We start from the raw sequence: 23,739 nt of genomic DNA on the forward strand, positions 1-23,739 counted from the left end.
CAATGCCCCGAAGGCAGGTCACTCTGCACAACCGCGCAAGAGCGGGTGGATTATCGCTTGGGGACCGAGGCAGGTGCCTGAAGGCGAGGCACTTGCGCCAATTGGGTCAGCCAAGTCTGCGCCTCACGCCCGCTCCAGTCCACATCGCCCATCACGCGCCAGCGGGCTTGTCCATCGGGGCCGATCAGCACAGTGGTGGGAAACACCGTCACACCCCAGCGTTTGGCCAAATCGCCTTTGGGGTCGAGCATGACCGGAAAAGTCAGTCCGGTGGCTTGAACGTAACGTGCCACGCGCAACGCAGGCTCGCGCACATTCACGCTCAGCACCAAGGTGCTGCTGTCGCTGATGTCGTGCAGGGTTTGCAAGGTCGGCAACTCTTCTTTGCAGGGCGCACACCAGGTAGCCCAAAAGTTCAGCACCACCGTGTGGCCCAGCAAGTCGGCTTTGGACCAGACCTTGCCTTGCATGTCCACCACTTCCAGCAAGGGCGTTGCGGTGTGAGCCGGCCAAGCCGACTTGTCAAACTGCGCAAGCGCTGGCTGAAAACTCAAAGCCAGCAGCACCGCTGGCAGCCAGCGCATCAAGTCACCCATCAAAGACGTTCAGCCACCCAGGCCTGCACGCTGGCCAAGGCCTTGTCCACGCCTGCGGGCTGGGTGCCACCGGCCATGGCCATGTCGGGCTTGCCACCGCCCTTGCCGCCCACTTGCTGGGCCACAAAGTTCACCAGCTCGCCTGCTTTGACACGGCCCATGGTGTCGGCGGTGACGCCAGCGCTGAGGTGCACTTTCTCGCCATCGACCGAGGCCAGCACGATGGCGGCTGTTTTGAGCTTGTCTTTGAGCTTGTCCACGGTGTCACGCAAGGTCTTGGCATCGGCCCCTTCGAGTTTGGCGGCCAACACCTTGACGCCTTTGATGTCCACGGCCTGCGTCATCAACTCGTCGCCTTGGAACGATGCCAACTTGCCTTTGAGGGACGACAGTTCTTTTTCCAGCGACTTGACTTGGTCCAGCACCTGACCAATGCGGTGGTTGAGTTCCGCCGTAGGCGCTTTGAGTGCGCCAGCGGCATGGGCCACGGTGTCTTCCAGGGTTTGCAAATAGTGCAAAGCGTTCTGGCCCGTCACCGCTTCGATGCGGCGCACACCGGCGGCCACACCGCTCTCGCCCACCACTTTGAACAAGCCAATGTCGCCCGTGGCTTTGACGTGGGTGCCCCCGCACAGCTCGCGGCTGGAGCCGATGTCGAGCACGCGCACGGTCTCGCCGTACTTCTCGCCAAACAACATCATGGCGCCGGTTTTTTGGGCTGACTCGATGTCCATCACGCGCGCAAGCGCAGCGGCATTGGCCAAGATCTCGGCGTTCACACGGGCTTCGATCTCGCGCACTTGCGCGTCCGTCACGGGCGCGTTGTGGGCAAAGTCAAACCGCGTGCGCTCGGCATTCACCAAGCTGCCTTTTTGCTGCACATGGTCACCCAGCACTTCGCGCAAGGCCTTGTGCATCAAGTGCGTGGCCGAGTGGTTGCGCACCGTGGCGGCGCGGGCTGCGGTGTTCACCTCGGCCTGCACATGGTCGCCCACGGCCAAGGTGCCTTGGGTCAAGGTTCCGTGGTGGCCAAACACGTCGGCTTTGATTTTTTGGGTGTCGGCCACCGCAAACAAGGCCGAGCCGCTGCGCAACTGCCCCTCGTCGCCGACTTGGCCGCCGCTCTCGGCGTAGAACGGGGTGGTGTTCAACACCACCACGCCGCTTTGGCCGTGCTTGAGTTCGGCCACCGAGGTGCCGTCCAGGTACACCGCCACCACTTGGGCTTCTGTCTTGAGGTCGTCGTAGCCCACAAAGGTGTTGCCCGCACCCGTGTACTCCAAGGCCTTGTCCATCTTGAATTTGCCTGCGGCACGGGCCTGGTTCTTTTGCTTTTCCATCGCGGTGTGAAAACCGGCTTCGTCCACGCTCAGACCGCGCTCGCGGCACACGTCAGCCGACAAGTCGAGTGGAAAACCATAGGTGTCATGCAGCTTGAAGGCCACTTCACCGGGCAACTCTTTGACGCCACCGTCCAAGGCTGCATCCAAAATCTGCATGCCGATTTCGAGCGTTTCAAAGAAGCGCTCTTCTTCCACACGGAGCACGTCAGTGATGCGCTCTGCTTGCGACGCCATGTTGGGATAGGCCGCGCCCATGAGCTGGACGAGGTCTGGCACGAGCTTGTGGAAGAACGGTTTTTTCTGGCCCAGCAAATACCCGTGGCGAATGGCACGGCGGATGATGCGGCGCTGCACATAGCCACGCCCTTCGTTGCTGGGCACCACGCCGTCGCTCACCAAGAAGGCGGTGGCGCGGATGTGGTCGGCAATCACGCGCAAGCTCTTGTGGCCCAGGTCTTGGCAGCCTGTTTCGCGCGAGGCGGCTTTGATGAGCGCGTCAAAGATGTCGATTTCGTAGTTGCTGTGCACGTGCTGCAAGATGGCCGCCAAGCGTTCCAAGCCCATGCCGGTGTCTACGCACGGTGCGGGCAAGCGGGTGACCGAGCCGTCTTCGGCCATGTTGAACTGCATGAACACGTTGTTCCAGATCTCGATGAAGCGGTCGCCGTCTTCGTCGGGGCTGCCGGGTGGGCCGCCGGGGATGTGGTCGCCGTGGTCATAGAAGATTTCTGAGCAAGGGCCACACGGTCCGGTGTCGGCCATCATCCAAAAGTTGTCGCTCTTGTAGCGCCCGCCCTTGTTGTCGCCGATGCGAATCACGCGCTCAGGGGGCAGACCAATTTCTTTCGTCCAAATGTCGTAGGCCTCGTCGTCTTCTTGGTACACCGTGGCCAACAAACGATCTGCGGGCAGCTTGTAGACCTCGGTCAACAACTCCCAGGCCCATTTGAGCGATTCACGCTTGAAGTAGTCGCCAAAGCTCCAATTGCCCAGCATTTCAAAGAAGGTGTGGTGACGGGCGGTGTAGCCCACGTTTTCCAGGTCGTTGTGTTTGCCACCGGCCCGGAGACACGCCTGCACCGAAGCAGCACGCACGTAAGAGCGTTTGTCGGTGCCCAAAAACACGTCTTTGAACTGCACCATGCCTGAGTTGGTGAACATCAAGGTGGGGTCATTGCCTGGCACCAAGGGGCTCGAAGCCACCACGGTATGGCCTTTGGAGGCGAAAAAATCCAGAAAGGTTTTGCGAATGTCCGCGACGGTGAATTGGGGGGTAGTCATCCTCAAATTATAGGTTTGGGCATCTGCCAAACGCAGCGCCCCCAATGCACACGCTATGCTTGAACCCTTGTTTGGAGACCTGCCCATGAAGATCACCCCGCTCTCACGGCTCAACGACCCCACGCTGCTCAAAACCGATGCCCTGATCAACGGGCAATGGGTGCAAGGCAGCAGCCGTTTTGATGTGCACGACCCAGCCACAGGCGAAAAGCTGGTTGATGTGGCCAACCTGGGCACGGCTGAGGCCCAAGCGGCCATTGCAGCCGCCAATGCCGCCTGGCCTGCCTGGCGCAGCAAAACGGGCAAAGAGCGCAGCATCATCTTGCGCAAGTGGTTTGATTTGTTGATGGCCAACGTCGACGACCTGGGCCGCCTGATGACCGCCGAACAAGGTAAGCCCTTTGCTGAAGCGAAAGGCGAAGTGACCTACGGTGCCAGCTTTGTCGAGTGGTATGCCGAAGAGGCCAAGCGCGTCAACGGCGAAACCCTGCCCCAGTTCGACAACAACCGCCGACTGATGGTGCTGCGCCAGCCCATTGGTGTGTGCGCCGCCATCACGCCGTGGAACTTTCCGCTCGCCATGATCACCCGCAAGGTGGCCCCTGCGCTGGCCGCGGGTTGCCCTGTGGTCATCAAGCCCGCCGAGCTCACGCCCCTCACCGCTCTGGCTGCCGCCGAGTTGGCCCTGCGCGCGGGCATTCCTGCGGGCGTGCTGAATGTGTTGACCGCTGACAGCAGCAACAGCGTGGCCATAGGCAAGGTGTTGTGTGACAGCGATGTGGTGCGCCACCTCAGTTTCACGGGCTCCACCGAAGTGGGCCGCATCTTGATGGCGCAGTCTGCGCCCAGCGTCAAAAAACTCGCCCTCGAATTGGGCGGCAATGCACCCTTCATCGTGTTTGACGACGCCGACATCGACAGCGCCGTGGAAGGTGCCATGGCCAGCAAATACCGCAACGCAGGCCAAACCTGCGTGTGCGCCAACCGCATCTATGTGCAAGACGCGGTGTACGACGAGTTTGTGCAAAAGTTCGCCCACAAAGTCAAAGCACTCAAGGTCGGCAACGGTTTTGACGAGGGCGTCATGCAGGGCCCGCTGATCGAACCCGCAGCCATTGAAAAAGTAGAGCGCCATGTGCGCGACGCTCTCAGCAAAGGCGGCAAGCTGCTCACAGGGGGCCACAAGATGGACGGTCAGTTCTTTCAACCCACCGTGATCGCCGAAGCCCGCGCCGACATGCTGTGCGCCAAAGAAGAAACCTTTGGCCCCTTTGCGCCCGTGTTTCGCTTCAAGCACGAACAAGAAGCCATCGATGCGGCCAACCACACCGAGTTTGGTTTGGCCAGCTACTTTTACAGCCGCGATGTGGGGCGTATTTTCCGCGTCAGCGAAGCGCTGGAGTACGGCATGGTAGGTATCAACGTGGGCATCATCGCCACCGAACATGTGCCCTTTGGTGGCGTCAAACAGTCGGGCTTGGGACGCGAAGGCTCGCACCACGGCATGGACGAATATCTAGAGTTGAAATACCTGTGCATTGGTGACATCGCAAAATAAATAGAGTATTTACGTAGGCCTCTAAACATCTGTTTTAGAGACAAGGTTTCCGTATACAAAATTACAGATTGCTTATAATAGTGAGCATCACGTTTCTGTAATAAATGATATTTTCTGCATGCCTACCAAACAAATCTATCTGCGATTTTTGAACCTCATCCATGCCTTGGAAGGTGGCAAAAACGCGCCAGCCATGGACTTGGATGCCAAGAAATTGCTCGAAGTCATTGCCGTTCGGCATGCACAAGAAAAGCCTCTGACCGTGACCGATGCCATGGGCCTGGCAATCATTGCGTCGCCTGCCACCATCCACCGAAAACTCGATCAGCTGCGCGAGCTGGGCATGATTGATACCGTGTTTGAAGGCAAAAATCGCCGCACCAAATACTTGGTGCCGACGCAGGCAGCCCACGATTATTTTGAGAACATCAGCCAGGCCATGCGTCAGGCCTTGAGCCAGGCCTAAAAACCGGCTTGCATCATAAAAAAAGGGCCACGCAATGCGTGGCCCTTTTTCATGGGCGCAGCCTCAACAGCGTGTCAAAGCTTCCACTCACGACGGAACATGTCTTCCATCTCGCGGCGCACTTTGACCACTTGTTTGCTGGTATCAAAGTCCACATCGTTCCAAGACACCACTTGCCCGGCAGCCATGTCGCGCTTGAGCACCATGTGGTGCGCCAAACCAATGGGCAATCCGCCCAAGCGCAAAGAGTCTGCCGCAGGAATGACCTTGCCGTAGACGGTGAAGCCGCCCTCGCCGTCCAAGGTCTCACCTGCTTTGAGTGCACGCTTGGCCGTGGCCACCACATCGCCTCGCCAATCCCCCGTTGCCCCGGTGGCTTCGCCGCGCAGGGCGATGCTGGCCACCGAAATACCCAGCTCCAAACCAATCAGGTGATAGGGCTTGTACATCGCCGCGTAGCGGCCCGTGCTGTCGGTCTTCAAGCCGTATTGCGCAAAGCAGTCCATCACGTAGGGGCTGGGTGCCTCGAACACGGCGTACACGCCCCAGCGCAAGTCGCGAAACACCGGGCGACCGTCGCGCTCAATCGAAGACACCACCTCCACCGTGCCTTTTTGGGCCAAGATGCCGCCGTCGCTCACGGGTCGCAAGATGTGCGGCAAGTCGTCCACGCCACAGGGCGGAAACAGCAAGCCGTCACTGGGTGGCAACAAGTCGCAACCATTGGCCACGGCGGCCATTTCCAACGCCGACTTGGTGCCGTCCAGAAACGAGTTGAACATCTGGGCATTGAAGTCGCCCCCGGCCACCTGTTCTTCGCTGAAGCCATAGTGCCCCCACACCGTCTCGGGTGTGGACTGGTGGTAGATGGGCAGGTACTTGGTGCCTTTGCCCGCACACACCACCTCCAGGCCAATGGTGCGCGCCCAGTCCACCAACTCGGCAATCAAGGCAGGTTGGTCGCCCGAGGCCATGGAGTAAATGATGCCGGCCTGTGCGGCCCGACGCGCGAGCAAGGGGCCCGCCAGCACATCGGCCTCGACGTTGACCATGATGATGTGCTTGCGGTACTCACAGCACAGCAACGCGTGGTGCACGCCTGCGGCAGGGCTGCCCGTGGAGTCGATCACCATGTCGATGTGGTCGCTGGCAATCACAGCCTGCGCGTCATCCGTGATGAAGGTGGCGCCCGTCTTGCTGGCTTCGGCCAAAGACTTGGCGCTGTATTGAGCTTCTGACCAACCCACACGAGCCAACGATGCTTTGGCGCGGTCGGGCGACAAATCGATCACGGCCACTAGGTGAATGCCGGGCGTGCGTGGCACTTGCGACAAATACATGGAACCGAATTTGCCAGCACCAATGATGGCCACGCGCACCGGTTTGTGATCCGCGGCACGGGCCTTGAGTTGCTGAATCAATGACATAAACAAACTCCTGAAAACAATTGCGAATGGTTGGGCCTCAAAGATCCAACACCAAAATGCCGGATCGAGCACGCGAGACGCACGCCGTCAAACATTGGCTTTGTTCATCGGCACCCAAGATGTGGTCGTTGTGCTCCACATCGCCCGACACATAGCCAACCTTGCAGGTGCCACATAAGCCAGAGATGCAAGAGGTGGCAATCTCAATGCCCTCGCCCGCCAAAGCCTCCACCAACGATTGGTGTGCCGCCACCGCAATGGTCTGCCCAGTGCTGGCAATTTGCGCCACAAAGCTGCCATCACCTGCGGCCTGATTGGGGCTTGCCAGCGCATCGGCCACTGGCGCTTGAAAGTGCTCTGAATGAACCAGCTCTGTAGGCCAATGCGCGGTGGCTGCCTTGCAGGCTTTCATGAACCCGGGTGGGCCACAGAAATACACATGCTTGCCCTCTTGCGGCGTTTGCAGCAAGGCAGCGATGTCAAGCCCTTGGCTGGGGTCGCCCCCATCCACATGACACTGCGTGCCCGGCAGAGCGGCCAACTCGTCCTTGAACGCAATTCGGTCATCGCTGCGCACGCAGTAATGCAAGGCAAAAGAAGCCCCTGCATGCGACAAGGCATGTGCCATCGACTTCAAGGGCGTGATGCCAATGCCGCCTGCCAGCAATACCGTGTGCTGTGCGTTGGCGGCCAAGGCAAAGTTGTTGCGCGGCACGCTGACTTTGAGCAGTTGCCCTACACGGGCATTGCCCGTGAAGGTGCGCGAACCACCACGCCCCGCCTCATCACGCAAGACGCCAATCACATAGCGATGGGTTTCTTGCGGGTCGTTGCTGAGGCTGTATTGGCGAATCAAGCCATCGCCAATGTGCACATCGATGTGCGCCCCAGCGCTGAACGCTGGCAGCGCCTGGCCCTGTGGGTGCACCAGTTCAAACGCGTAGATGTCTGTCGCTTCCCATCGAATTTGTTTGATTTGAAGGTGCAGTGTGGAAGGGTTCGATGAATCGGTCATGGTCACGCGTGGTAAGTCTTCTTCACGGTTTGCTCCAGCTCTTCAAAGCGGGTCTTCACAAACTCGGTGCGCGCTGGGCCAGACATCTTGTCGCTCTCGTTCAAGATGGCAATCACCTGCTTGGACAGCATGCGGCGCTGTGCCACCTCTTCTTCCACCGTCTTGGCCAGTGGCAGGTGGAAGACGTTGCCCGAGCAAAAGCTGTTGGGCGCGCCGTTGCTGTCTTTGAGCCATTGGGCAAAACGTTCGGCACTGGCCCCTGGGTTGCTGCCACGGATGGCATCGCGCAACAGCTTGCGGAACATGTACAAACCCGCATCAAACTTGGTGGGGTTCTCCAACGCGTGCACGGCAATGGGACGCTGGCTGATGATGGCCTCGTAGTCACCCGGTGCGTACTGGGCGTCTTTGTAATTGGCGCGCTCGCGGTGGTTGGAGGGGATCGGCGGCATGTCTTCGAGCTTGTACTTGCCAAAGCGCTCGGGGCGACGCATGGCCACTTGGCCTTCCAAGAAGTCGATGGCCTCATAGCCCACCATGTTCTTGTCGCCCACACCGCGTGTGTCGATGGTGGGGCCCAACACGCGCCAGCCAATCATCTTGCTGTTGACATCGTCCACCGGCACGGTCCAGCGCACGATGTTGAAGCGGCTGAAGAGTTTTTTCTTCAAGCCATCTTCTGAGGTGTAGGCGTGCAGGCTCAGGTTAGGCAACACCTGGTGTTGCACACGCACAAACATGTGCTGATCGTCCGATCGACGCGCACCGGCACAGGCCAGGCCACGACCTTCGTGAATCGGAACAAACAACATGTCGGGTGCCACCTCCATCGAGGCAGCGCCCACTTCGTTGAAGGTCGTGCCTTGGAAGTGTCCGTCCACCACGCTGGACGCCGCATGCAGCGCTGCCGTGTGGTAGTTGTCCGCCGCGTTGTCTTGCACTTGCAGCCAGTTGCAATGCTGGAAGTTGCTGTAGGGCACCAGCTCGTCGCCCGGGGCCACGGTGAAGTCAGATTCCCACTCGGGGAATGGCGGCTCTTCTTCGGGTGGGCCCATGTAGGCAAACACCAAGCCATTGCGCTCTAGGGCTTTGTAAGCCCCTTGGCGGATGGTGCACGCAAAGCGCTCGGCTTCTTTTTCTTCGCCCTTTGGATACGGCACATGCAAGCAGGTGCCGTCCACGTCAAACACCATGCCGTGGTAGCAGCACATGATGCCGCGCTCTTGAATGGCACCGTACTCCAGCGACGCACCGCGGTGCACGCAATGCGCATGCAGCACGCCCACACGGCCACTCTTGTCACGGAAAGCGACCAGCTCTTCGTTCAAGATTTTCAAGAAGCGTGGCGTGTCGGTCAGCTCCATCGACATGCAGACCGGGTGCCAAAAGCGACGGAAATACTCACCCGCGGGCGTGCCAGGACCGGTCTCGGTCAGCTCGGGATCATGGGCCAGTGTTTGCTTGGCGTAATAGCCGCCATAAGGGATGAGTTTTTTCACCGGAGCCGATGCAGCGCTTGCGCTCTTGGCTTTGTCCATTTGCTCTTCTTTTTTCATATCAGGCCTCTTTTTTGTCTCTTCAATCACTGGAGCATGTCAGGTTGGGTCGCCAACAGGTGTTCCCAGATCGGCTGGAAATGCAGCCAACCAATGTATTCGCTGCCCACGTGTTCACGGCTGTAGCGTGATCGCTCGGGGGACACCAAACGCGGCTTAATGCCTGTGGCCTCCACGGCCATTTGCTGCTTGCAGCAACGCTCCAAGGCAATGAACCAGAAAGCGGCTGCTTCAATGCTGTGGCGGCTCGCCGTCAACAAACCGTGGTTTTGGTGGATGGCGGCTTTCACACCTTTGAAAGCATTGGCCACTTTGTGCCCGCCTTTGACTTCCACCGCCACTTGGCCCGCCTCTTCGCTGATGACCACATGGTCTTCAAAGAAAGCTGCTGCATCTTGCGAAATAGGCTCCAACGGACGCCCCAGTGAGGCAAACGCGGTGCCGTACACCGTGTGCGCGTGGCACATGGCCACAATCTCGGGGTGTGCTTCGTGCACCGCCGCATGCAACACAAAACCGGCACGGTTGATGGCGTGTTGGCCCTCCACCACCTGACCGTTGTGGTCGGCCAAGATCAGGTTAGACACTTTCACTTGATTGAAATGCACCGCCATCGGGTTGGTCCAATACAAATGGGGACGCTCTGGGTCGCGGAAGGTCAGGTGACCCGCAAACCCGTAATCAAAACCTTCCAGCGCAAAGGCGCGGCAAGCCGCCACCAAGCGCTCTTTGCCATGTTGACGCGCTTGGGCATGGGTTTTGAACACAGGCACTTGCGGAAAAATCAAACCCTCTTGCTCGGGTTGGTAAATCGACACCCGCTTGTCGCTCAAGCTCAAAGGCGCAGACGTGTAAGAGGTTTGTTTTTGATCATCAAGCACAGCAGACATGGTTTTCCTTAGCGGCAGAAAGAAGCTGCGAATGGTGACGTCTGAATGCATGATTGACAAGCGATGATTATTCACAAAAACATGAACACGGCTCATCTAAAATTCAGTGATGCGCCGTATCCCCAAATTTTCTTTGCTGCATGCCTTTGAAGCCGCCGCTCGCACCGAGAGCTTCAGCATGGCCAGCGACGAACTGTGCATCACCCCCTCGGCGGTGAGCCATCAGATTCGCGAATTGGAAAGTTACTTTGGGCGCAAACTGTTTGTGCGGCAAAACCGCCGGGTTGAACTCACCTCTGAAGGCCGACGCTTGCTGGAGAGCTTGAGCCGCGTGTTTGAAACCATTGAGACCGCTTGCGACGAAGTGCGGCTTGCCCCGCAAGAACAAATCTTGGCCATCTACTGTGCCGCCAGCTTTGCGGTCAAGTGGCTGGGCCCCAGGCTGCCCGAATTCGTCAAAGCCTGCCCGGACATCACCCTTCGTTTGACCTCAGGGGCCGAGCAAATTGACCTCTCACGCACCAAAGAACTGGATGTGGTGATTTCGTACAACGAGCCCCCTCCGCGCAAGGGCGTGGTGTCGCACGCTTTGGGGCAAGAAAAAATTGTGCCCATGTGCGCACCCTTGCTGCTGTCGCCCGAGCGCACAGCACGCCAGCAAATGCCCGAGCTGGTGTTGATTGAATCGCAGCTCAATCGCGTCAAATGGTCCAACTGGTTTGCACTCAATGGGCTTGCGTTACCTACGCGGCCGCGCCCTTCGTTTGACCGAGCTGCCATGTCGATTTCGGCTGCAGCCGATGGCATGGGCGTAGCGCTGGAGAGCACGCGTTTGGCAGAGCGCGAGATCAACCGAGGCGATTTGGTGGTGGTCGGCGTCGATGAGTTTGAACCCATCTTGCAAGAGACACACTTCCTGTCGTACCGCGCGGTGGAAAAAAACTTAGAGAAGGTGCGTGCGTTTCGTGAATGGCTGTTGAGTCAAACCGACATCGCTCCAGCCACCCACTGAATCGTTACAATTGCATCTACGCGGGTGTAGTTCAATGGTAGAACTTTTGCTTCCCAAGCAAATAGCGTGGGTTCGATTCCCATCACCCGCTCCACATTCAGTGTCACACCACAAGCCTCTAAGGAAACCGAGTACTTAGGGGCTTGTTGCTTTGTGCAATCATCATTGAATGCATGACCAAGTCACTCACACCTCCTCCGGCGCGCTGCGCCAACGATTTCAACAACCTGGCTTAGTCGTCGCCCCTGGCGTGTTTGACATGGTGTCTTTGCGTCTGGCCGATGCCATGGGCTTTGACGCGCTCTACATGACGGGCTTTGGCACGGTGGCATCACACCTGGGTCTGCCTGACGCGGGATTGGCCACTTATTCGGACATGCTCAACCGCGTGCAAGCCATGGCCGGTATGGCCCGCACACCGCTGATCGCCGATGGCGACACCGGCTACGGCGGCTTGCTCAACATCCGACACACGGTGCAAGGTTATGAACGCGCAGGCGCTGCGGCGATTCAACTGGAAGACCAAGAGTTCCCCAAGAAATGCGGCCACACACCCGGGCGTCGTGTGATCCCCATGCAAGACATGGTGCGCAAAATTCAAGTGGCTGTGGACAGTCGCCACTCGAAAGACTTCTTGATCATCGCCCGCACCGATGCACGCACCTCACTCGGGCTGGACGAAGCACTGCGTCGGGCTGAGGCCTATGCCAAAGCTGGTGCCGATGTGCTGTTTGTCGAGTCGCCCGAGTCCGAAGAAGAAATGCGCCGCATTGGTCAACACTTTGACTTGCCGTTGGTGGCCAATATGGTGGAACATGGACGCACGCCGGTCTTGAGCCAGGCCGAGCTGGAATCGTTGGGCTACAAACTGGCGATCTTTCCGGTCAGCGCCATGCTCGCAGCCGTACAGGCCATGACCAGCGTGTACCAGCAAATTCGACACACCGGATCTTCTGCGGGTGGCAACACGCCCCTGTATGACTTTGCAGAACTCACACGCCTAATGGGCTTTGAAGAGGTGTGGGCGTTTGAAAAAACATACCCCGAAACACCCTGAACAAGCCGCTTTGAGGCCCCCTATGTCACCACACACCACACGCTCACCCCTTGCTCTCAAGCGACGCCATCTGCCAGCGACTTTGCTGGCACTCAGTGCCACATGCCTGGGGCTGATGGCCCCCAGCAGCCACGCGCAAAGCAACTACCCGACCAAGCCCATTCGCCTGATCGTGCCATTCACCCCTGGTGGCGTGACCGATACCAGTGGTCGGTTGATTGCAGAGCAACTCTCCAAACGTCTGGGTCAACAGGTGGTGGTCGACAACAAACCCGGTGCCTCGGGCAACATTGGCACGCAGATGGTGACAGCCGCGGAACCCGATGGCTACACCTTGCTGCTGGGTTTTGATGGCACCTTGGTCATCAACCCCCACGTGTTTGCCAAGGTGGGCTATGACACCGTGAAAGACTTGGCCCCCATTGGCAAGATTGGTGATGCGGTGTTGATCTTGGTGTCCCACCCCGGCTTTCAAGCCAAGACCCTCAAAGACGTGATCGCCTTGTCCAAGAGCCAGCCGGGCGGCTTGTCATACGGCACATCGGGCACCGGCGGCACACCCCACATCGCAGGCGAGCTGTTGAAGATGCGCACCGGTGCCAACTTGGTTCACATTCCCTACAAAGGCGGTGGTCAAGCCATGACCGATGTGCTGGGTGGCAATATTCCACTGGTCTACACCGCCATTGCAGGAGCCATTCCACACGTCAAGTCAGGCAAGCTGCACGCCGTTGCGGTGTCCAGCGCACAGCGTGCCCCCTCACTGCCCGAGGTGCCCACCTTCATCGAAAACGGTGTGGCGGACTTCGACATCAACTCTTGGGTCGGCCTGCTGGGCCCCGCCAAGATGCCCAAAGCCATCGTGGACAAACTCAACGCCGAACTCAATGTGGTGCTGCAAGATCCTGAAGTGCGCGAGCGCTTGAGCGGCATGGGCATCACGGCCACACCTGGCAGCTCTGAAAAGTTTGGCGAAGACATCAAACGCGATCTGGCACGTTTTGGCACCGTGGTGAAAGCCGCCAACATCAAGGCCGACTGACCGCTAGCCCCCCCTTCAATCCGCCCCTTCAAGCAAAACGCCCGACTGTGTCGGGCGTTTGTCATGGCACAGCATGCGTACACGCCATGCGCGGGCGTGAGCTTTAGATCAGCTGCACGCCGGTCTTGCTCTGCACAAACTCACGCGACACGCCGGGCGCCAGCTCAACAATCTTGAGGCCTTCGGGCACCACGTCCATGATGGCCAAGTCGGTGATGATGCGGTCCACCACACCCAGACCTGTCAAAGGCAAGGTGCAGCTGGGCAAAATTTTCAGGTCTTCGGTGCCATCTTTTTTCTTGGCCACATGCTCCATCAAGATGATCACGCGCTTGACGCCCGCCACCAGGTCCATCGCGCCGCCCATGCCCTTGATCATCTTGCCGGGGATCATCCAGTTGGCCAAGTCGCCCTTCTCGCTCACCTGCATCGCGCCCAGGATCGAGAGGTTGATCTTGCCGCCACGGATCATGGCAAAAGATTGGTCGCTGCCAAAAATGGCCGAGCCCTTCATGGTGGTCACAGTTTGCTTGCCCGCGTTGATCAAGTCGGCGTCAACCTCATCCTCGTAGGGAAACGGGCCAATGCCCAACATGCCGTTTTCGCTTTGCAGCCACACTTCCACGTGGTCGGGCACGTGGTTGGCCACCAGCGTTGGAATGCCAATGCCGAGGTTCACATAAAAACCATCTTGCAGTTCGCTTGCCGCACGTGCGGCCATTTCGTCTTGAGTCCAAGCCATGTCAATTCCTTATTTGCGGTCGCGGGTGGTGCGCTTTTCAATGCGTTTTTCGGGATTCGGGTTGTGCACGATGCGGTGCACATAGATACCCGGCAAATGGATGTCATCCGGGGCCAACTCACCCGTGGCCACAATGCGCTCGACTTCCACCACACAAATCTTGCCAGCGGTGGCCGCTGCAGGGTTGAAGTTGCGTGCCGTCATGTTGAAGCGCAGGTTGCCCGAGCGGTCAGCCACATCGGCCTTGATCAAGGCAATCTCGGGCACCAACGAGCGCTCCATCACATAGGTTTCGCCGTCAAACTCACGCAGCTCTTTGCCTTCGGCCACCAAAGTGCCCACACCGGTTTTGGTGAAGAAGGCGGGAATGCCTGCACCGCCCGCACGCAGCTTTTCAGCCAAGGTGCCTTGGGGCGTGAACTCCAACTCCAACTCACCGGCCAAATACTGACGTTCGAACTCTTTGTTCTCGCCCACGTAGCTGGAAATCATTTTTTTGATCTGGCGTGTTTCCAGCAATTTGCCCAGGCCAAAACCGTCGACCCCTGCGTTGTTGGAAATCACCGTCAGGTCTTTCACGCCAGAGTCGCGCAAGGCGTCAATCAGCGCTTCAGGAATGCCGCACAGGCCAAACCCACCAACGGCCATCAGTTGACCGTCGGCCACGATGTCCTTGAGTGCCGCCTCAGCGGATGGAAAAACTTTGTTCAAGAGATGCTCCAAAAGGTTCTACAAGATGGCGCTACGATACTACGTAAGACGCTACGTAGTTTTCCGTAAGCACAGACCCCCGCTCGCCATGAAGATTGATTACCGCCTCGCCTTTGACCTCGCCCCGATTGGCTTGGTGCTGTCACGCAACCGCACGATGGTGGACTGCAACCAACGCCTGTGCGACATGTTTGGTGCACCTCGCGAGCAGTTGATTGGGCAATCGTTCCAACTGCTCTATCCCAGTGCCGACGAGTACGAACGCACAGGCGCACGCATTGAACCCATCTTGAACGCCAAGGGTCTGTACGCCGACGACCGGGTGATGAAGCGTATCGACGGTCGCTTCAAAGGCGAGCCCTTTTGGTGCCATGTCACCGGTCGCGCACTCAACCGCGAAGCCCCGCATGAAGCGGGCATTTGGAGCTTTGAAGACTTGAGCGCCCACCGCCCGGTACGCGCCGAGTTGACAGCCCGCGAGCGCGAAGTGGCCGCCTTCTTGATGGACGGCATGACCTCCAAAGAAATTGGCAAAGCCCTGGCCATCAGCCACCGCACCGTTGAGATTTACCGCGCCAAGCTGATGCGCAAATACAAAGCGTCCACCACAGCAGACTTGGTGCACAAGCTGTTGGTGGGATAAGAAAGCAGCGTGACAAGAGCTACAAAACCTTGTATTCTTACCAAAGTCCGATCGATAAAAACACCATGCAAACCATCACTACCACTCTGTCGAGTAAGTTCCAAATCTCTATCCCCAAGGCAGTTCGAGAAGAACAGCATTGGGAAGCAGGCCAAGAGTTTGTTTTCATCCCTAAAGGCAAAGGCATGCTGATGATGCCCGCACCTGAATTGAAACAATTGCGGGGCATTGCCAAAGGGGCCAAGACGCATAACGTACGTGACCGCAAGGACCGGGTTTGAGCACCTCCTCGCCACTTTGTGTGGTCGATACCTCTGCGTGGGTGGAATGGTTGATCGACAGCCCCTTGGGCAGAAAAATTGGCGCTCATTTTCCGGATCAAAAGCATTGCGTCGTGCCAACCATGGTTCAGTTGGAACTTGCCAAGTGGATGGCTCGCGAAGTGGGCGAAGATGAAGCCGATCAAGTGCTGGCCTACACCCAGAAGTGTCTAGTCGTTCCACTCGACACCAACATTGCCTTGCTTGCTGCGTCGCTACACCGCGAACACAAATTGACAACAGCAGATGCCATTGTGTACGCCACGGCGCAATACAAAGGTGCACAGCTCATCACTTGCGACGCGCACTTTGCCAAGTTGCCACAGGTCACTTATTTCGCCAAACCTTAAACCCTCAACTGCGCCCTGAGCACACCACCACATGCACCGCTACCCCCACCCCGAACTCACAGACCTGCCCGAAGACATTCGCACCAAGATCTTGGAAGTTCAAGACAAAGCGGGCTTTGTGCCCAATGTGTTTTTGGCCCTGGCCCGTCGCCCCGCCGAATGGCGTGCTTTCTTTGCCTACCACGATGCATTGATGCTGCCAGAGACCGTGGGACGCGACAGCAACTTGACCAAGGGTGACCGAGAGATGATCGTCACCACCACCAGCGCGGCCAACAACTGCCTGTACTGCGTGGTGGCACACGGTGCCATCTTGCGCATTTACGAGAAAAAGCCCTTGGTGGCAGACCAAGTGGCCGTCAACTACCGCAAGGCCGACATCACGCCACGCCAGCGCGCCATGCTCGACTTTGCGATGAAGGTGTGCCTGCACAGCCACACCGTAGAAGATGCCGACTTTGCTGCCCTGCACGCCCATGGGTTCAACGACGAAGACATTTGGGACATTGCAGCCATCACCGCTTTTTTTGGCCTCAGCAACCGCATGGCCAGCTTCAGCAGCATGATGCCCAACCCCGAGTTCTATCTGTTGGGTCGCGCGCCCAAGCAAAAGTAATGCAGTGCCGTAGCGGCTGTGGCGCGTGCTGCATTGCACCGTCCATCACCAGCCCACTGCCTGGCATGCCACACGGCAAACCAGCAGGTGTGCCCTGCGTTCAGTTGCTGCCCAACATGCGCTGCGCCGTGTTTGGCACCCCGCAACGCCCAGGGTTTTGCGGTGGGCTGCAACCTTCTGCGGAGATGTGCGGCACTGACGCCACAACGGCCATGCTGTGGCTCACGCAACTTGAGGCAGCAACAACGCCTAGGGCGTGACGATCGCGCGCACCCAATCTGGCAATTCAATTGCTTTTTGTTTGGGGAAATCCACCCATATCGTGGTGGCACCACCCGCCGCATAAATCACCCCAGGCTGATCCACCAACTCCATGGTGGCCCACGACTCAAAAGTGGTGCGCCCGGGGTCGCTGGTGTACATCTTCATCAGCACATCGCCCGGGTATTCAAGCTGTTTGTAAAAGTTGCAAAACGCATTCACGATCACCGGGCCACAGCCTGTGGGGTCGGGGCCTGTGCCAATGGCATGAAACCAGTCGATGCGAATGGTCTCTAGGTAGCGGAAATACGTGGTGTTGTTCACATGCCCCATGGCATCCATGTCGCCCCATCGGATGGGGATCGTCATTTGGTGCACCAGTTTTTTGTGTGCTGGAATTTCAAACTTCATAAAGAAAACCCATCATCCGCCGTCATGATGGCACCGTTGATGAAGTTGCTTTCAGCGCTGGCCAACATCACCAGCAAGGCATCCAGATCTTGCACCTGACCCACACGTTTGCGCGGAAACATATTGACCAACTTTTGGCCTTGTTCGGTTTCCCAGTGGTGGTGGTTGATTTCGGTGTCGATGTAGCCCGGGCAAATGGCGTTGACGTTGATGCCAAAGCGCCCCCACTCCACGGCCAACACCTTGGTCATTTGCACCACGGCTGCTTTGCTCATGCAATAAGCGCCAATTTGCGGCAAGGCCTTGAGCCCACCCACCGAAGCGATGTTGATGATGCGCCCACCGGTGTAGCTGCCAGGCGCCGCGCCCTTGGCACGCGCCAACATGCGCTTGCCCACTTCTTGCGCCACAAAGAACGAGCCTTTGACGTTGGTGTCAAAGATGAAGTCAAAGTCTTCTTCGCTGATGTCTTGCACCCGCTGCATGGTGCTCACACCCGAGTTGTTGACCAAAATGTCGATGCTGCCGACCTCGGTTTCAGCGTGTGCGACCGCAGACTTGATGCTGTCTAAATCCGTGACATCCAGCACCACCACGTGAGCGTCGCCACCCTCGGCCTCGATCTCGGCTCGCAGCGACTTGAGCTTTTCAACCCGGCGACTGGCCAGCACCACGGCGGCCCCTGCACGCGACAAGGTTTTGGCAAACTGCATACCCAAGCCGCTGGATGCGCCGGTGACCAAGGCCACGCGACCCGATAAATCAATGCTGTACGCCATGAATGTCTCCTGCTGATGTGTCGTTTCATTATGACAAGCGCCCATGAGGGGCACGCTGAGACACCGCATAAAATCAGTCGCAATTCTGACAACTGCTTGAGACTCTCCACATGACCCCACAAGACATCCTCGCCCAGTTCGGTCCGCGTGAAGCCATGGAATACGACGTGGTCGTCGTCGGTGGCGGGCCCGGCGGTTTGGCCACGGCCATTCGCATCAAACAACTGGCCAACGAAAGCGGCCAAGACGTGTCGGTGGTGGTGCTCGAAAAAGGCTCAGAGCCCGGCGCGCACATCTTGTCGGGGGCGGTGATGGACCCCCAAGCACTGACCGAGTTGATTCCCAACTGGAAAGAACTGGGTTGCCCCCTGAACCAAGAGGTCACAGGCGACGATTTGTTGATGTTGACCGAAACAGGTGCCACCCGCACCCCAAACTGGTTGATGCCACGCAACTTCCACAACGACGGGTGCTATGTGGTGTCGTTGAGCAATGTGGTGAAGTGGATGGCAGCACACGCCGAGTCGATTGGCGTGGAAATCTTTCCAGGCTTTGCCGCTGCCGAGGTGCTCTACAACGACGATGCTGCCGCACATGGTGGTGTCGCTTCAGTCAAGGGCGTGGCCACCGGCAACCTAGGCATTGGCAAAGACGGTGAACCCACCGACAACTTCCAGCTCGGCATGGCGTTGCATGCCAAATACACCGTGTTTGCAGAAGGCGCACGGGGTCACCTTGGCAAACAAGTGATTGCCAAATACAAACTCAACCAAGGTCGCGATGCGCAGACCTACGCCATCGGCATCAAAGAGCTGTGGGAAGTGGACCCCGCCAAAGCCAAACCCGGTCTGGTGGTACACACCTCGGGCTGGCCCATGCAAGACGACACCTTTGGTGGTGGCTTTCTGTACCACCTGGAAGACAACAAGGTCACCCTGGGCTTCGTGCTCGGTCTCGACTACAAAAACCCCTGGCTCAGCCCATTCGAAGAAATGCAGCGCTGGAAAACGCACCCTGCGATTCGCGCCCACCTGGAAGGCGGCAAACGCATTGGCTATGGCGCACGCGCCATCAACAACGGGACGCCTCAGGCCTTGCCCAAAACGGTGTTCCCAGGTGGGGCATTGATCGGCTGCGATGCGGGTTACCTCAACGCCGCACGCATCAAAGGCAGCCATGCCGCCATCAAGAGCGGCGCCTTGGCCGGTGAAGCGGCGTTCGAAGCTGTGACCGCAGGCCGCAGCAGCGACGAATTGAGTGCCTACCCCCAGGCCTTTGAAGCCAGCTGGCTGGCCCGTGAGTTGGACAAGTACCGCAACTTCAAACTGTGGTTCAAAAAAGGCATGGCCGTGGGTACCCTGATGACCGGCATTGAGCAGTGGCTGTTGCCCAAGATCGGCATCGACACGCCGCCGTGGACCCTGCATGGCCACAAGCCGGACCATCTGAGCCTCAAGCCCGCCGCCGAATGCGCCAAGATTGATTACCCCAAACCCGATGGTCAGCTCACCTTTGACCGTCTGAGTTCGGTGTTCATCAGCAACACCAACCACGAAGAGAACCAGCCCGCGCACCTGACACTCAAAGACGCCACCGTGCCCGTGCACATCAACCTGGCGCAATACGCAGGGCCCGAGAGCCGCTACTGCCCGGCCGGTGTGTATGAGTTTGTCAAGAACGACGACAACTCGGACCGCTTGCAAATCAACGCACAAAACTGCGTGCACTGCAAAACCTGCGACATCAAAGACCCCACCCAAAACATCGTCTGGGTCACACCCGAAGGCGGTGGCGGCCCCAACTACAGCGGCATGTGATTGTTATGACCCACAAATACCACCAAGAACATACCTGGGTTCGCATCGACGGCGGCTCGGCCACGGTCGGCATCACCACCCATGCCCAAGATACTCTCGGCGACATCGTGTTTGTCGACTTCGCAGAGGTGGGTAAAACCTTTGCCCAAGGCAGCGTGGCCGGTGTGGTGGAGTCGGTCAAAGCGGCCGCTGACGTGCACATGCCAGCCAGCGGCACAGTGACAGAAGTCAATGAAGCCTTGCGCGCCGACCCGTCATTGGCCAACAGCGACCCAGAAGGCGCAGGTTGGTTTTACAAAGTGCAGTTGAGTGCCCCACAAGAACTCGACAGCTTGATGGACGCCGCAGCCTACCAAGCACACACGGGTTAAACACCCACGCCTTGAGCTTGAATCAGCTCTGCGAGCACGGCCAAACCACGCTCGGTTTGTGCTTCGTTGGCATGGCTGAAATTCAAACGAAGCTGGCCTGTGCCCTGCGTGGGGGCGGGCATGAACGGCTCTCCCGGCATAAACGCCACGCCGCGCTCAATCGCCAACGGCAGCAACGCACGCGTGTCGATGGGCTGGCGCAGTGTGAGCCAAAAAAACAAGCCGCCTGCTGGCTTTTGCCAAGTCGCCAGATGCCCCAAGTGCCGATGCAGCGCAGCATCAAACGCATCACGGCGCGCGCCATAGCGCTGGGCCAAGGCCTCCAAGCGCAGGCCGCGTGCAGGATCGCGCAATTGCTGCAACACCAACCACTGGCTCATGCGGTTGCTGTGCAAATCGGCGGCTTGCTTCAACCGGGTCAGCAGCGGTAGCAAAGAAGGTGACGCCACCAAATACCCCAGCCGCAAGCCCGGTGCCAGGCTTTTGGAGAACGAGCCCTGGTACACCCAAGGTGCTTTTTGAAGACGCGCACACACGGGGCTGCGGTCACAAGCGTCGTACACCAAATCACGGTACGGATCGTCTTCGAACAAAGGCGTGTCAGAGGCATCGCATGCATTGGCCAAGGCCTCGCGCTCGTCGTGGCTGAGGCAGCGCCCCGTGGGGTTTTGAAAGGTAGGAATGGCATACGCAAATGCAGGCTTGTCGGCACGCCATGCTTTGGCATTGATCATTGCAGGGTCGTAGGCCACAAAGCGTGCGCCAAAAAAGCGAAACACCTGCAACGCAGCTAAGTAGGTGGGTGACTCCACCGCCACGGGTGTGCCTGGATCGATGAACAACTTGGCGACCAAGTCAATGCCCTGCTGTGAGCCAGACAGCACCAGCACCTGCTCGGGATCACAAGGCAAGCCCTGGGTGTTCAAGTCACGCGCAATGTGTTGGCGCAAATCCCACTCGCCCTCGCTCCCACCGTACTGCAACACGTCGGGTGGCATACCTTCAAGACTGAACGACGGAAAACTATCGGGTGCGGGCAGGCCACCGGCAAAAGAGACCATGCCCGGTTGGTCGATAACCGCCAGAATTTCGCGGATCGGAGAAGCATGTAAATCTTGAACACGTGCAGACAGGTGGAGGTTCATGGCAATGATCCGATAAATGTCAATCTTATTGACCTTTTATCTTAAAGCAAACCCACTTATCATGTCAACATGATTGACCTATCCAGTACGCCATCCAGTCAAGCCATTGAGCAGATGTATTTTGCGTACCGTGCTTTCACTGAGCAGCCCGACCGCATGCTCGACAAGCGCGGACTCAGCCGGGTGCACCACCGCATCTTGTACTTTGTGGGGGCACGACCGCACACCACGGTCAACGATCTGCTGGCCACGCTCAAGGTCAGCAAGCAAGCCTTGAACGCGCCCTTGCGTCAACTCATTGAAATGGGACTGATCGCCAACAACACTGCCGCCCATGATGGGCGCGTGCGCCAATTGGTGCTGACCAAAGCAGGCGCGCAGCTAGAAGCACAACTGACCGGCACCCAAGTCAAGCAGTTGCAAGCGGCTTTTGACCAAGCAGGCCCGAAGGCCCAAGCCGGTTGGCTGGCAGTGATGGGTGTTTTGAGCAACCAAGCCAACAGTTAACACCTAGCGCGTGGCAAGTTTCGAACGCGTCCAAGCGGGGTCACGTCTTGTGTCTAAAACTGCGATCACAGTGACCGCATCACTTTGAACAAGGTAGTAAATAGCGTAGGGGAAACGGCTTCCAAGACTACGGTAAACACCATTGCTGTTGGCATGAACACCCGCATGAATGATGAGCGAGTCAATGTCTGCCGATAAGCTATCAAGAAAGTAGGCACCCAAACCCGCAAGCTGAGCCTGATAAAACCAAAAGCCAGCCAATAAATCGTCTTGCGCAGCATCTGTGATGCTGATGCTGTTACAACCATTCAAAAGGATTTCTCCTCTTTGCCAACACGGATCAGGTAGCAGCTCGGGTCAGCTCACGCAGGCGGTCTTTTGCGGTCTGCCATGGCGTTGTTTTTTCAACCCCAGCTTGCATGCGGGCCATTCGGTCATTCAGCACTTGCTGATGCCATGCTGGAATCAGATCAACGCCTTGTTGCTCTGAGAACGACTGCCATAGCAACTCCATCGCCTGTAGGCGATCTTGCGTTGAGAGTTGGGTTAATTCGTGAAGTTCCATGGCGTCCCCTCGTGTGCGAATCATCTTAAATCACAGCGCCGTTCCCAACCGCGCAATGCCTTCTTGAATTTTGGCCACATCGGCGGTGGCAAAGCTCAAGCGAATGGCGCTGGTGTCTGGGTCGTTGGCAAAGAACGGCGCGCCTGGCACAAAGGCCACGCCTTTTTCAATCGCACGCTTGGCCAATTCGTTGCCATCTTTCACTTTGCCACCTGCCCCGGTGAGGTTGGCCCAGAAGAACAGGCCACCCTGCGGTTGGGTGAAGGTCAAGGCGTCGCCCATCTCACGGCGCAGCGCTTCGCCCATGGCATGCGCGCGCTCACCATACACACGACGCACCGTGGCCAGCGTGGCGGGCATGCGGCCTGCCTTGAGGTACTGCGCCGCCGTGGCTTGCGCAAAAGTCGACGTGTGAGCGTCGCTGAACTGCTTGCACATGGTGGCGCGTGCCAACAACTCGGGCGGCGCAATCATCCAGCCCAAACGCAAGCCGGGTGACAGCACTTTGCTCAGCGAGCCGCAGTGCACCAACCAATCACGGCTGCCCGACACGCGGTCGCTCAAGGCCAGCAACGAAGGCGGCGGCGCGTCACCGAAGTACAAGTCACCGTAGGGGTCGTCTTCCACCACCACGGTTTGGTATTTCACCGCCAGTTCGAGCACACGCAAACGACGCTCCAAACTCAGCATGGCTCCGCTGGGGTTGCCAAACGTGGGGATCAAATACACCAGCTTGGGTCGGTGCTGCACGATCATCTCTTCGAGTTTGTCCACTTGCACACCGTCGGCATCAATGGGCACACCCAACACGTGCGGACCATACAAACGGAAACACTGGATGGTGGCCAAAAACGTAGGACCTTCCACCAGCGCCACGTCGCCTGGGTTGAGCAAGGTCTTGGCAATCAAGTCGAGCGCCTGCTGGCTGCCCGTGGTCACGATCAGGCCTTCGGGCGACAAACCCGTCACGCCCTTGCTGGCCATGAAGTGGGCCAACTGTTCGCGCAAAGGGTTGTAGCCCTCGGTAGCGCCATATTGCAAAGCAGCACCGGGCTCTTCGCTCAAGGCACGGGCACTGGCTTCGCGAATGCCCTCCACATCAAACATGGCGCTGTCTGGAAACCCACCGGCAAAACTGATGATGCCGGGCTTGCCCAACAGCTTGAACAGTTCACGAATGGCAGAGGTTTCTACGTTGTTGAGGCGGTCGGCAAATTGCATAGGAAGATAATTGGGTTCTGACCCCAATTGATTCGAT

General features: G+C 58.2%; 27 protein-coding genes and 1 tRNA gene. 14 read left to right on the top strand and 14 right to left on the bottom strand.

Going from position 1 to position 23,739, the window contains the following annotated elements; genetic code table 11:
• Positions 1 to 50: 50 nt before the first annotated feature.
• On the bottom strand, positions 51 to 596 hold the full coding sequence (locus tag B9Z41_RS06300; RefSeq protein WP_100146191.1) for a TlpA disulfide reductase family protein: 546 nt from the start codon (positions 594 to 596) through the stop codon (positions 51 to 53).
• Positions 596 to 3,220, bottom strand: a complete 2,625-nt coding sequence (gene alaS, locus B9Z41_RS06305) for an alanine--tRNA ligase (RefSeq protein WP_100146192.1) — start codon at positions 3,218 to 3,220, stop codon at positions 596 to 598. Before alaS ends, B9Z41_RS06300 begins: the two co-directional genes overlap by 1 nt.
• Before the next feature lie 85 nt (positions 3,221 to 3,305).
• Between alaS and B9Z41_RS06310 the strand changes: the two genes are divergently transcribed.
• Together B9Z41_RS06310 and B9Z41_RS06315 are read left to right on the top strand one after the other, a co-directional pair.
• The gene (locus tag B9Z41_RS06310; RefSeq protein ID WP_199172948.1) at positions 3,306 to 4,778 is read left to right on the top strand and encodes an NAD-dependent succinate-semialdehyde dehydrogenase; all 1,473 of its coding nucleotides are present in this window, start codon (positions 3,306 to 3,308) and stop codon (positions 4,776 to 4,778) included.
• A 118-nt stretch (positions 4,779 to 4,896) separates the two neighbouring features.
• The gene (locus B9Z41_RS06315) at positions 4,897 to 5,244 is read left to right on the top strand and encodes a hypothetical protein (RefSeq protein WP_100146193.1); all 348 of its coding nucleotides are present in this window, start codon (positions 4,897 to 4,899) and stop codon (positions 5,242 to 5,244) included.
• 74 nt (positions 5,245 to 5,318) lie between these two features.
• Here B9Z41_RS06315 and B9Z41_RS06320 read toward each other — a convergent pair whose 3' ends face one another.
• Genes B9Z41_RS06320 through B9Z41_RS06335 form a run of 4 tightly spaced genes read right to left on the bottom strand, consistent with a single transcriptional unit; the run spans position 5,319 to position 10,132 of the window.
• Complete coding sequence (locus tag B9Z41_RS06320; protein WP_100146194.1) at positions 5,319 to 6,671, bottom strand: NAD(P)H-dependent oxidoreductase; 1,353 nt, start codon at positions 6,669 to 6,671, stop codon at positions 5,319 to 5,321.
• 37 nt (positions 6,672 to 6,708) lie between these two features.
• Entirely contained in the window at positions 6,709 to 7,686 is a 978-nt protein-coding gene (locus B9Z41_RS06325) for a PDR/VanB family oxidoreductase (protein ID WP_100146195.1), read from the bottom strand.
• A 2-nt stretch (positions 7,687 to 7,688) separates the two neighbouring features.
• The gene (locus B9Z41_RS06330) at positions 7,689 to 9,242 is read right to left on the bottom strand and encodes a Rieske 2Fe-2S domain-containing protein (protein WP_100146196.1); all 1,554 of its coding nucleotides are present in this window, start codon (positions 9,240 to 9,242) and stop codon (positions 7,689 to 7,691) included.
• Positions 9,243 to 9,268: 26 nt separating this feature from the next.
• The gene (locus B9Z41_RS06335; protein ID WP_100146197.1) at positions 9,269 to 10,132 is read right to left on the bottom strand and encodes a class II aldolase/adducin family protein; all 864 of its coding nucleotides are present in this window, start codon (positions 10,130 to 10,132) and stop codon (positions 9,269 to 9,271) included.
• A gap of 109 nt (positions 10,133 to 10,241) precedes the next feature.
• On the opposite strand from B9Z41_RS06335, the gene B9Z41_RS06340 reads away from it, so the two are divergent.
• The 4 genes from B9Z41_RS06340 (at position 10,242) to B9Z41_RS06355 (ending at position 13,243) form a co-directional block, all read left to right on the top strand.
• Positions 10,242 to 11,144 carry a LysR substrate-binding domain-containing protein gene (locus B9Z41_RS06340; RefSeq protein ID WP_100146198.1) on the top strand — a complete coding sequence of 301 codons (903 nt, stop codon included), beginning with the start codon at positions 10,242 to 10,244 and terminating at the stop codon, positions 11,142 to 11,144.
• Between the two features lie 20 nt (positions 11,145 to 11,164).
• A tRNA-Gly gene (locus B9Z41_RS06345) sits at positions 11,165 to 11,238 on the top strand.
• A 75-nt stretch (positions 11,239 to 11,313) separates the two neighbouring features.
• Complete coding sequence (locus tag B9Z41_RS06350; RefSeq protein WP_100146199.1) at positions 11,314 to 12,201, top strand: oxaloacetate decarboxylase; 888 nt, start codon at positions 11,314 to 11,316, stop codon at positions 12,199 to 12,201.
• A 115-nt stretch (positions 12,202 to 12,316) separates the two neighbouring features.
• Positions 12,317 to 13,243 carry a Bug family tripartite tricarboxylate transporter substrate binding protein gene (locus B9Z41_RS06355; RefSeq protein WP_369823297.1) on the top strand — a complete coding sequence of 309 codons (927 nt, stop codon included), beginning with the start codon at positions 12,317 to 12,319 and terminating at the stop codon, positions 13,241 to 13,243.
• A 103-nt stretch (positions 13,244 to 13,346) separates the two neighbouring features.
• Here the strand turns inward: B9Z41_RS06355 and B9Z41_RS06360 are convergent, their stop codons facing one another.
• Together B9Z41_RS06360 and B9Z41_RS06365 are read right to left on the bottom strand one after the other, a co-directional pair.
• Positions 13,347 to 13,985, bottom strand: coding sequence for a 3-oxoacid CoA-transferase subunit B (locus B9Z41_RS06360; protein WP_100146201.1), 639 nt, complete (start codon positions 13,983 to 13,985; stop codon positions 13,347 to 13,349).
• A gap of 9 nt (positions 13,986 to 13,994) precedes the next feature.
• On the bottom strand, positions 13,995 to 14,696 hold the full coding sequence (locus tag B9Z41_RS06365; protein ID WP_100146202.1) for a CoA transferase subunit A: 702 nt from the start codon (positions 14,694 to 14,696) through the stop codon (positions 13,995 to 13,997).
• Between the two features lie 88 nt (positions 14,697 to 14,784).
• Here B9Z41_RS06365 and B9Z41_RS06370 point away from each other — a divergent pair, with 88 nt between their 5' ends.
• From B9Z41_RS06370 to B9Z41_RS16915, 5 genes are all read left to right on the top strand, one after another.
• Positions 14,785 to 15,339 (top strand): PAS and helix-turn-helix domain-containing protein, encoded by a 555-nt coding sequence (locus B9Z41_RS06370; RefSeq protein ID WP_100146203.1) that lies wholly within the window; start codon positions 14,785 to 14,787, stop codon positions 15,337 to 15,339.
• 65 nt (positions 15,340 to 15,404) lie between these two features.
• A complete protein-coding gene (locus tag B9Z41_RS06375) occupies positions 15,405 to 15,620 on the top strand; it encodes an AbrB/MazE/SpoVT family DNA-binding domain-containing protein (protein WP_100146204.1) in 216 nt (71 codons plus the stop codon).
• Complete coding sequence (locus B9Z41_RS06380) at positions 15,617 to 16,009, top strand: type II toxin-antitoxin system VapC family toxin (RefSeq protein WP_100146205.1); 393 nt, start codon at positions 15,617 to 15,619, stop codon at positions 16,007 to 16,009. The genes B9Z41_RS06375 and B9Z41_RS06380 overlap by 4 nt, the downstream gene beginning before the upstream one ends.
• Positions 16,010 to 16,040: 31 nt before the next feature.
• Positions 16,041 to 16,625 (top strand): peroxidase-related enzyme, encoded by a 585-nt coding sequence (locus B9Z41_RS06385; RefSeq protein WP_100146206.1) that lies wholly within the window; start codon positions 16,041 to 16,043, stop codon positions 16,623 to 16,625.
• On the top strand, positions 16,625 to 16,885 hold the full coding sequence (locus B9Z41_RS16915) for a YkgJ family cysteine cluster protein (RefSeq protein WP_158236144.1): 261 nt from the start codon (positions 16,625 to 16,627) through the stop codon (positions 16,883 to 16,885). The genes B9Z41_RS06385 and B9Z41_RS16915 overlap by 1 nt, the downstream gene beginning before the upstream one ends.
• Here the strand turns inward: B9Z41_RS16915 and B9Z41_RS06390 are convergent.
• Both B9Z41_RS06390 and B9Z41_RS06395 read right to left on the bottom strand, forming a co-directional pair.
• Positions 16,875 to 17,297 (bottom strand): thioesterase family protein, encoded by a 423-nt coding sequence (locus B9Z41_RS06390; RefSeq protein ID WP_100146207.1) that lies wholly within the window; start codon positions 17,295 to 17,297, stop codon positions 16,875 to 16,877. The genes B9Z41_RS16915 and B9Z41_RS06390 overlap by 11 nt on opposite strands.
• The gene (locus B9Z41_RS06395; RefSeq protein WP_100146208.1) at positions 17,294 to 18,076 is read right to left on the bottom strand and encodes an SDR family oxidoreductase; all 783 of its coding nucleotides are present in this window, start codon (positions 18,074 to 18,076) and stop codon (positions 17,294 to 17,296) included. Before B9Z41_RS06395 ends, B9Z41_RS06390 begins: the two co-directional genes overlap by 4 nt.
• A 110-nt stretch (positions 18,077 to 18,186) precedes the next feature.
• On the opposite strand from B9Z41_RS06395, the gene B9Z41_RS06400 reads away from it, so the two are divergent.
• Positions 18,187 to 19,893 carry an electron transfer flavoprotein-ubiquinone oxidoreductase gene (locus B9Z41_RS06400; protein WP_100146209.1) on the top strand — a complete coding sequence of 569 codons (1,707 nt, stop codon included), beginning with the start codon at positions 18,187 to 18,189 and terminating at the stop codon, positions 19,891 to 19,893.
• A gap of 5 nt (positions 19,894 to 19,898) precedes the next feature.
• Positions 19,899 to 20,264: a glycine cleavage system protein GcvH gene (gene gcvH, locus B9Z41_RS06405; protein ID WP_100146210.1), complete on the top strand. Its 366-nt coding sequence runs from the start codon at positions 19,899 to 19,901 to the stop codon at positions 20,262 to 20,264.
• On the opposite strand, the gene B9Z41_RS06410 is transcribed toward gcvH, so the two are convergent.
• Positions 20,261 to 21,409: a PLP-dependent aminotransferase family protein gene (locus B9Z41_RS06410; RefSeq protein ID WP_199172949.1), complete on the bottom strand. Its 1,149-nt coding sequence runs from the start codon at positions 21,407 to 21,409 to the stop codon at positions 20,261 to 20,263. The genes gcvH and B9Z41_RS06410 overlap by 4 nt on opposite strands.
• A 69-nt stretch (positions 21,410 to 21,478) precedes the next feature.
• Here B9Z41_RS06410 and B9Z41_RS06415 point away from each other — a divergent pair, with 69 nt between their 5' ends.
• Positions 21,479 to 21,916 carry a MarR family winged helix-turn-helix transcriptional regulator gene (locus tag B9Z41_RS06415; RefSeq protein ID WP_100146211.1) on the top strand — a complete coding sequence of 146 codons (438 nt, stop codon included), beginning with the start codon at positions 21,479 to 21,481 and terminating at the stop codon, positions 21,914 to 21,916.
• Between the two features lie 3 nt (positions 21,917 to 21,919).
• Here B9Z41_RS06415 and B9Z41_RS06420 read toward each other — a convergent pair whose 3' ends face one another.
• From B9Z41_RS06420 to B9Z41_RS06430, 3 genes are read right to left on the bottom strand one after another with little or no spacing between them, the layout of a single operon-like run.
• Positions 21,920 to 22,228: a type II toxin-antitoxin system RelE/ParE family toxin gene (locus B9Z41_RS06420; RefSeq protein WP_199172950.1), complete on the bottom strand. Its 309-nt coding sequence runs from the start codon at positions 22,226 to 22,228 to the stop codon at positions 21,920 to 21,922.
• 28 nt (positions 22,229 to 22,256) lie between these two features.
• Positions 22,257 to 22,481: an addiction module protein gene (locus tag B9Z41_RS06425; RefSeq protein WP_158236145.1), complete on the bottom strand. Its 225-nt coding sequence runs from the start codon at positions 22,479 to 22,481 to the stop codon at positions 22,257 to 22,259.
• A 30-nt stretch (positions 22,482 to 22,511) separates the two neighbouring features.
• Complete coding sequence (locus B9Z41_RS06430; RefSeq protein WP_100146213.1) at positions 22,512 to 23,702, bottom strand: PLP-dependent aminotransferase family protein; 1,191 nt, start codon at positions 23,700 to 23,702, stop codon at positions 22,512 to 22,514.
• Positions 23,703 to 23,739 lie beyond the last annotated feature (37 nt).

This window comes from Limnohabitans sp. JirII-31 (assembly GCF_002778315.1).
Classification (GTDB): domain Bacteria; phylum Pseudomonadota; class Gammaproteobacteria; order Burkholderiales; family Burkholderiaceae_C; genus Limnohabitans.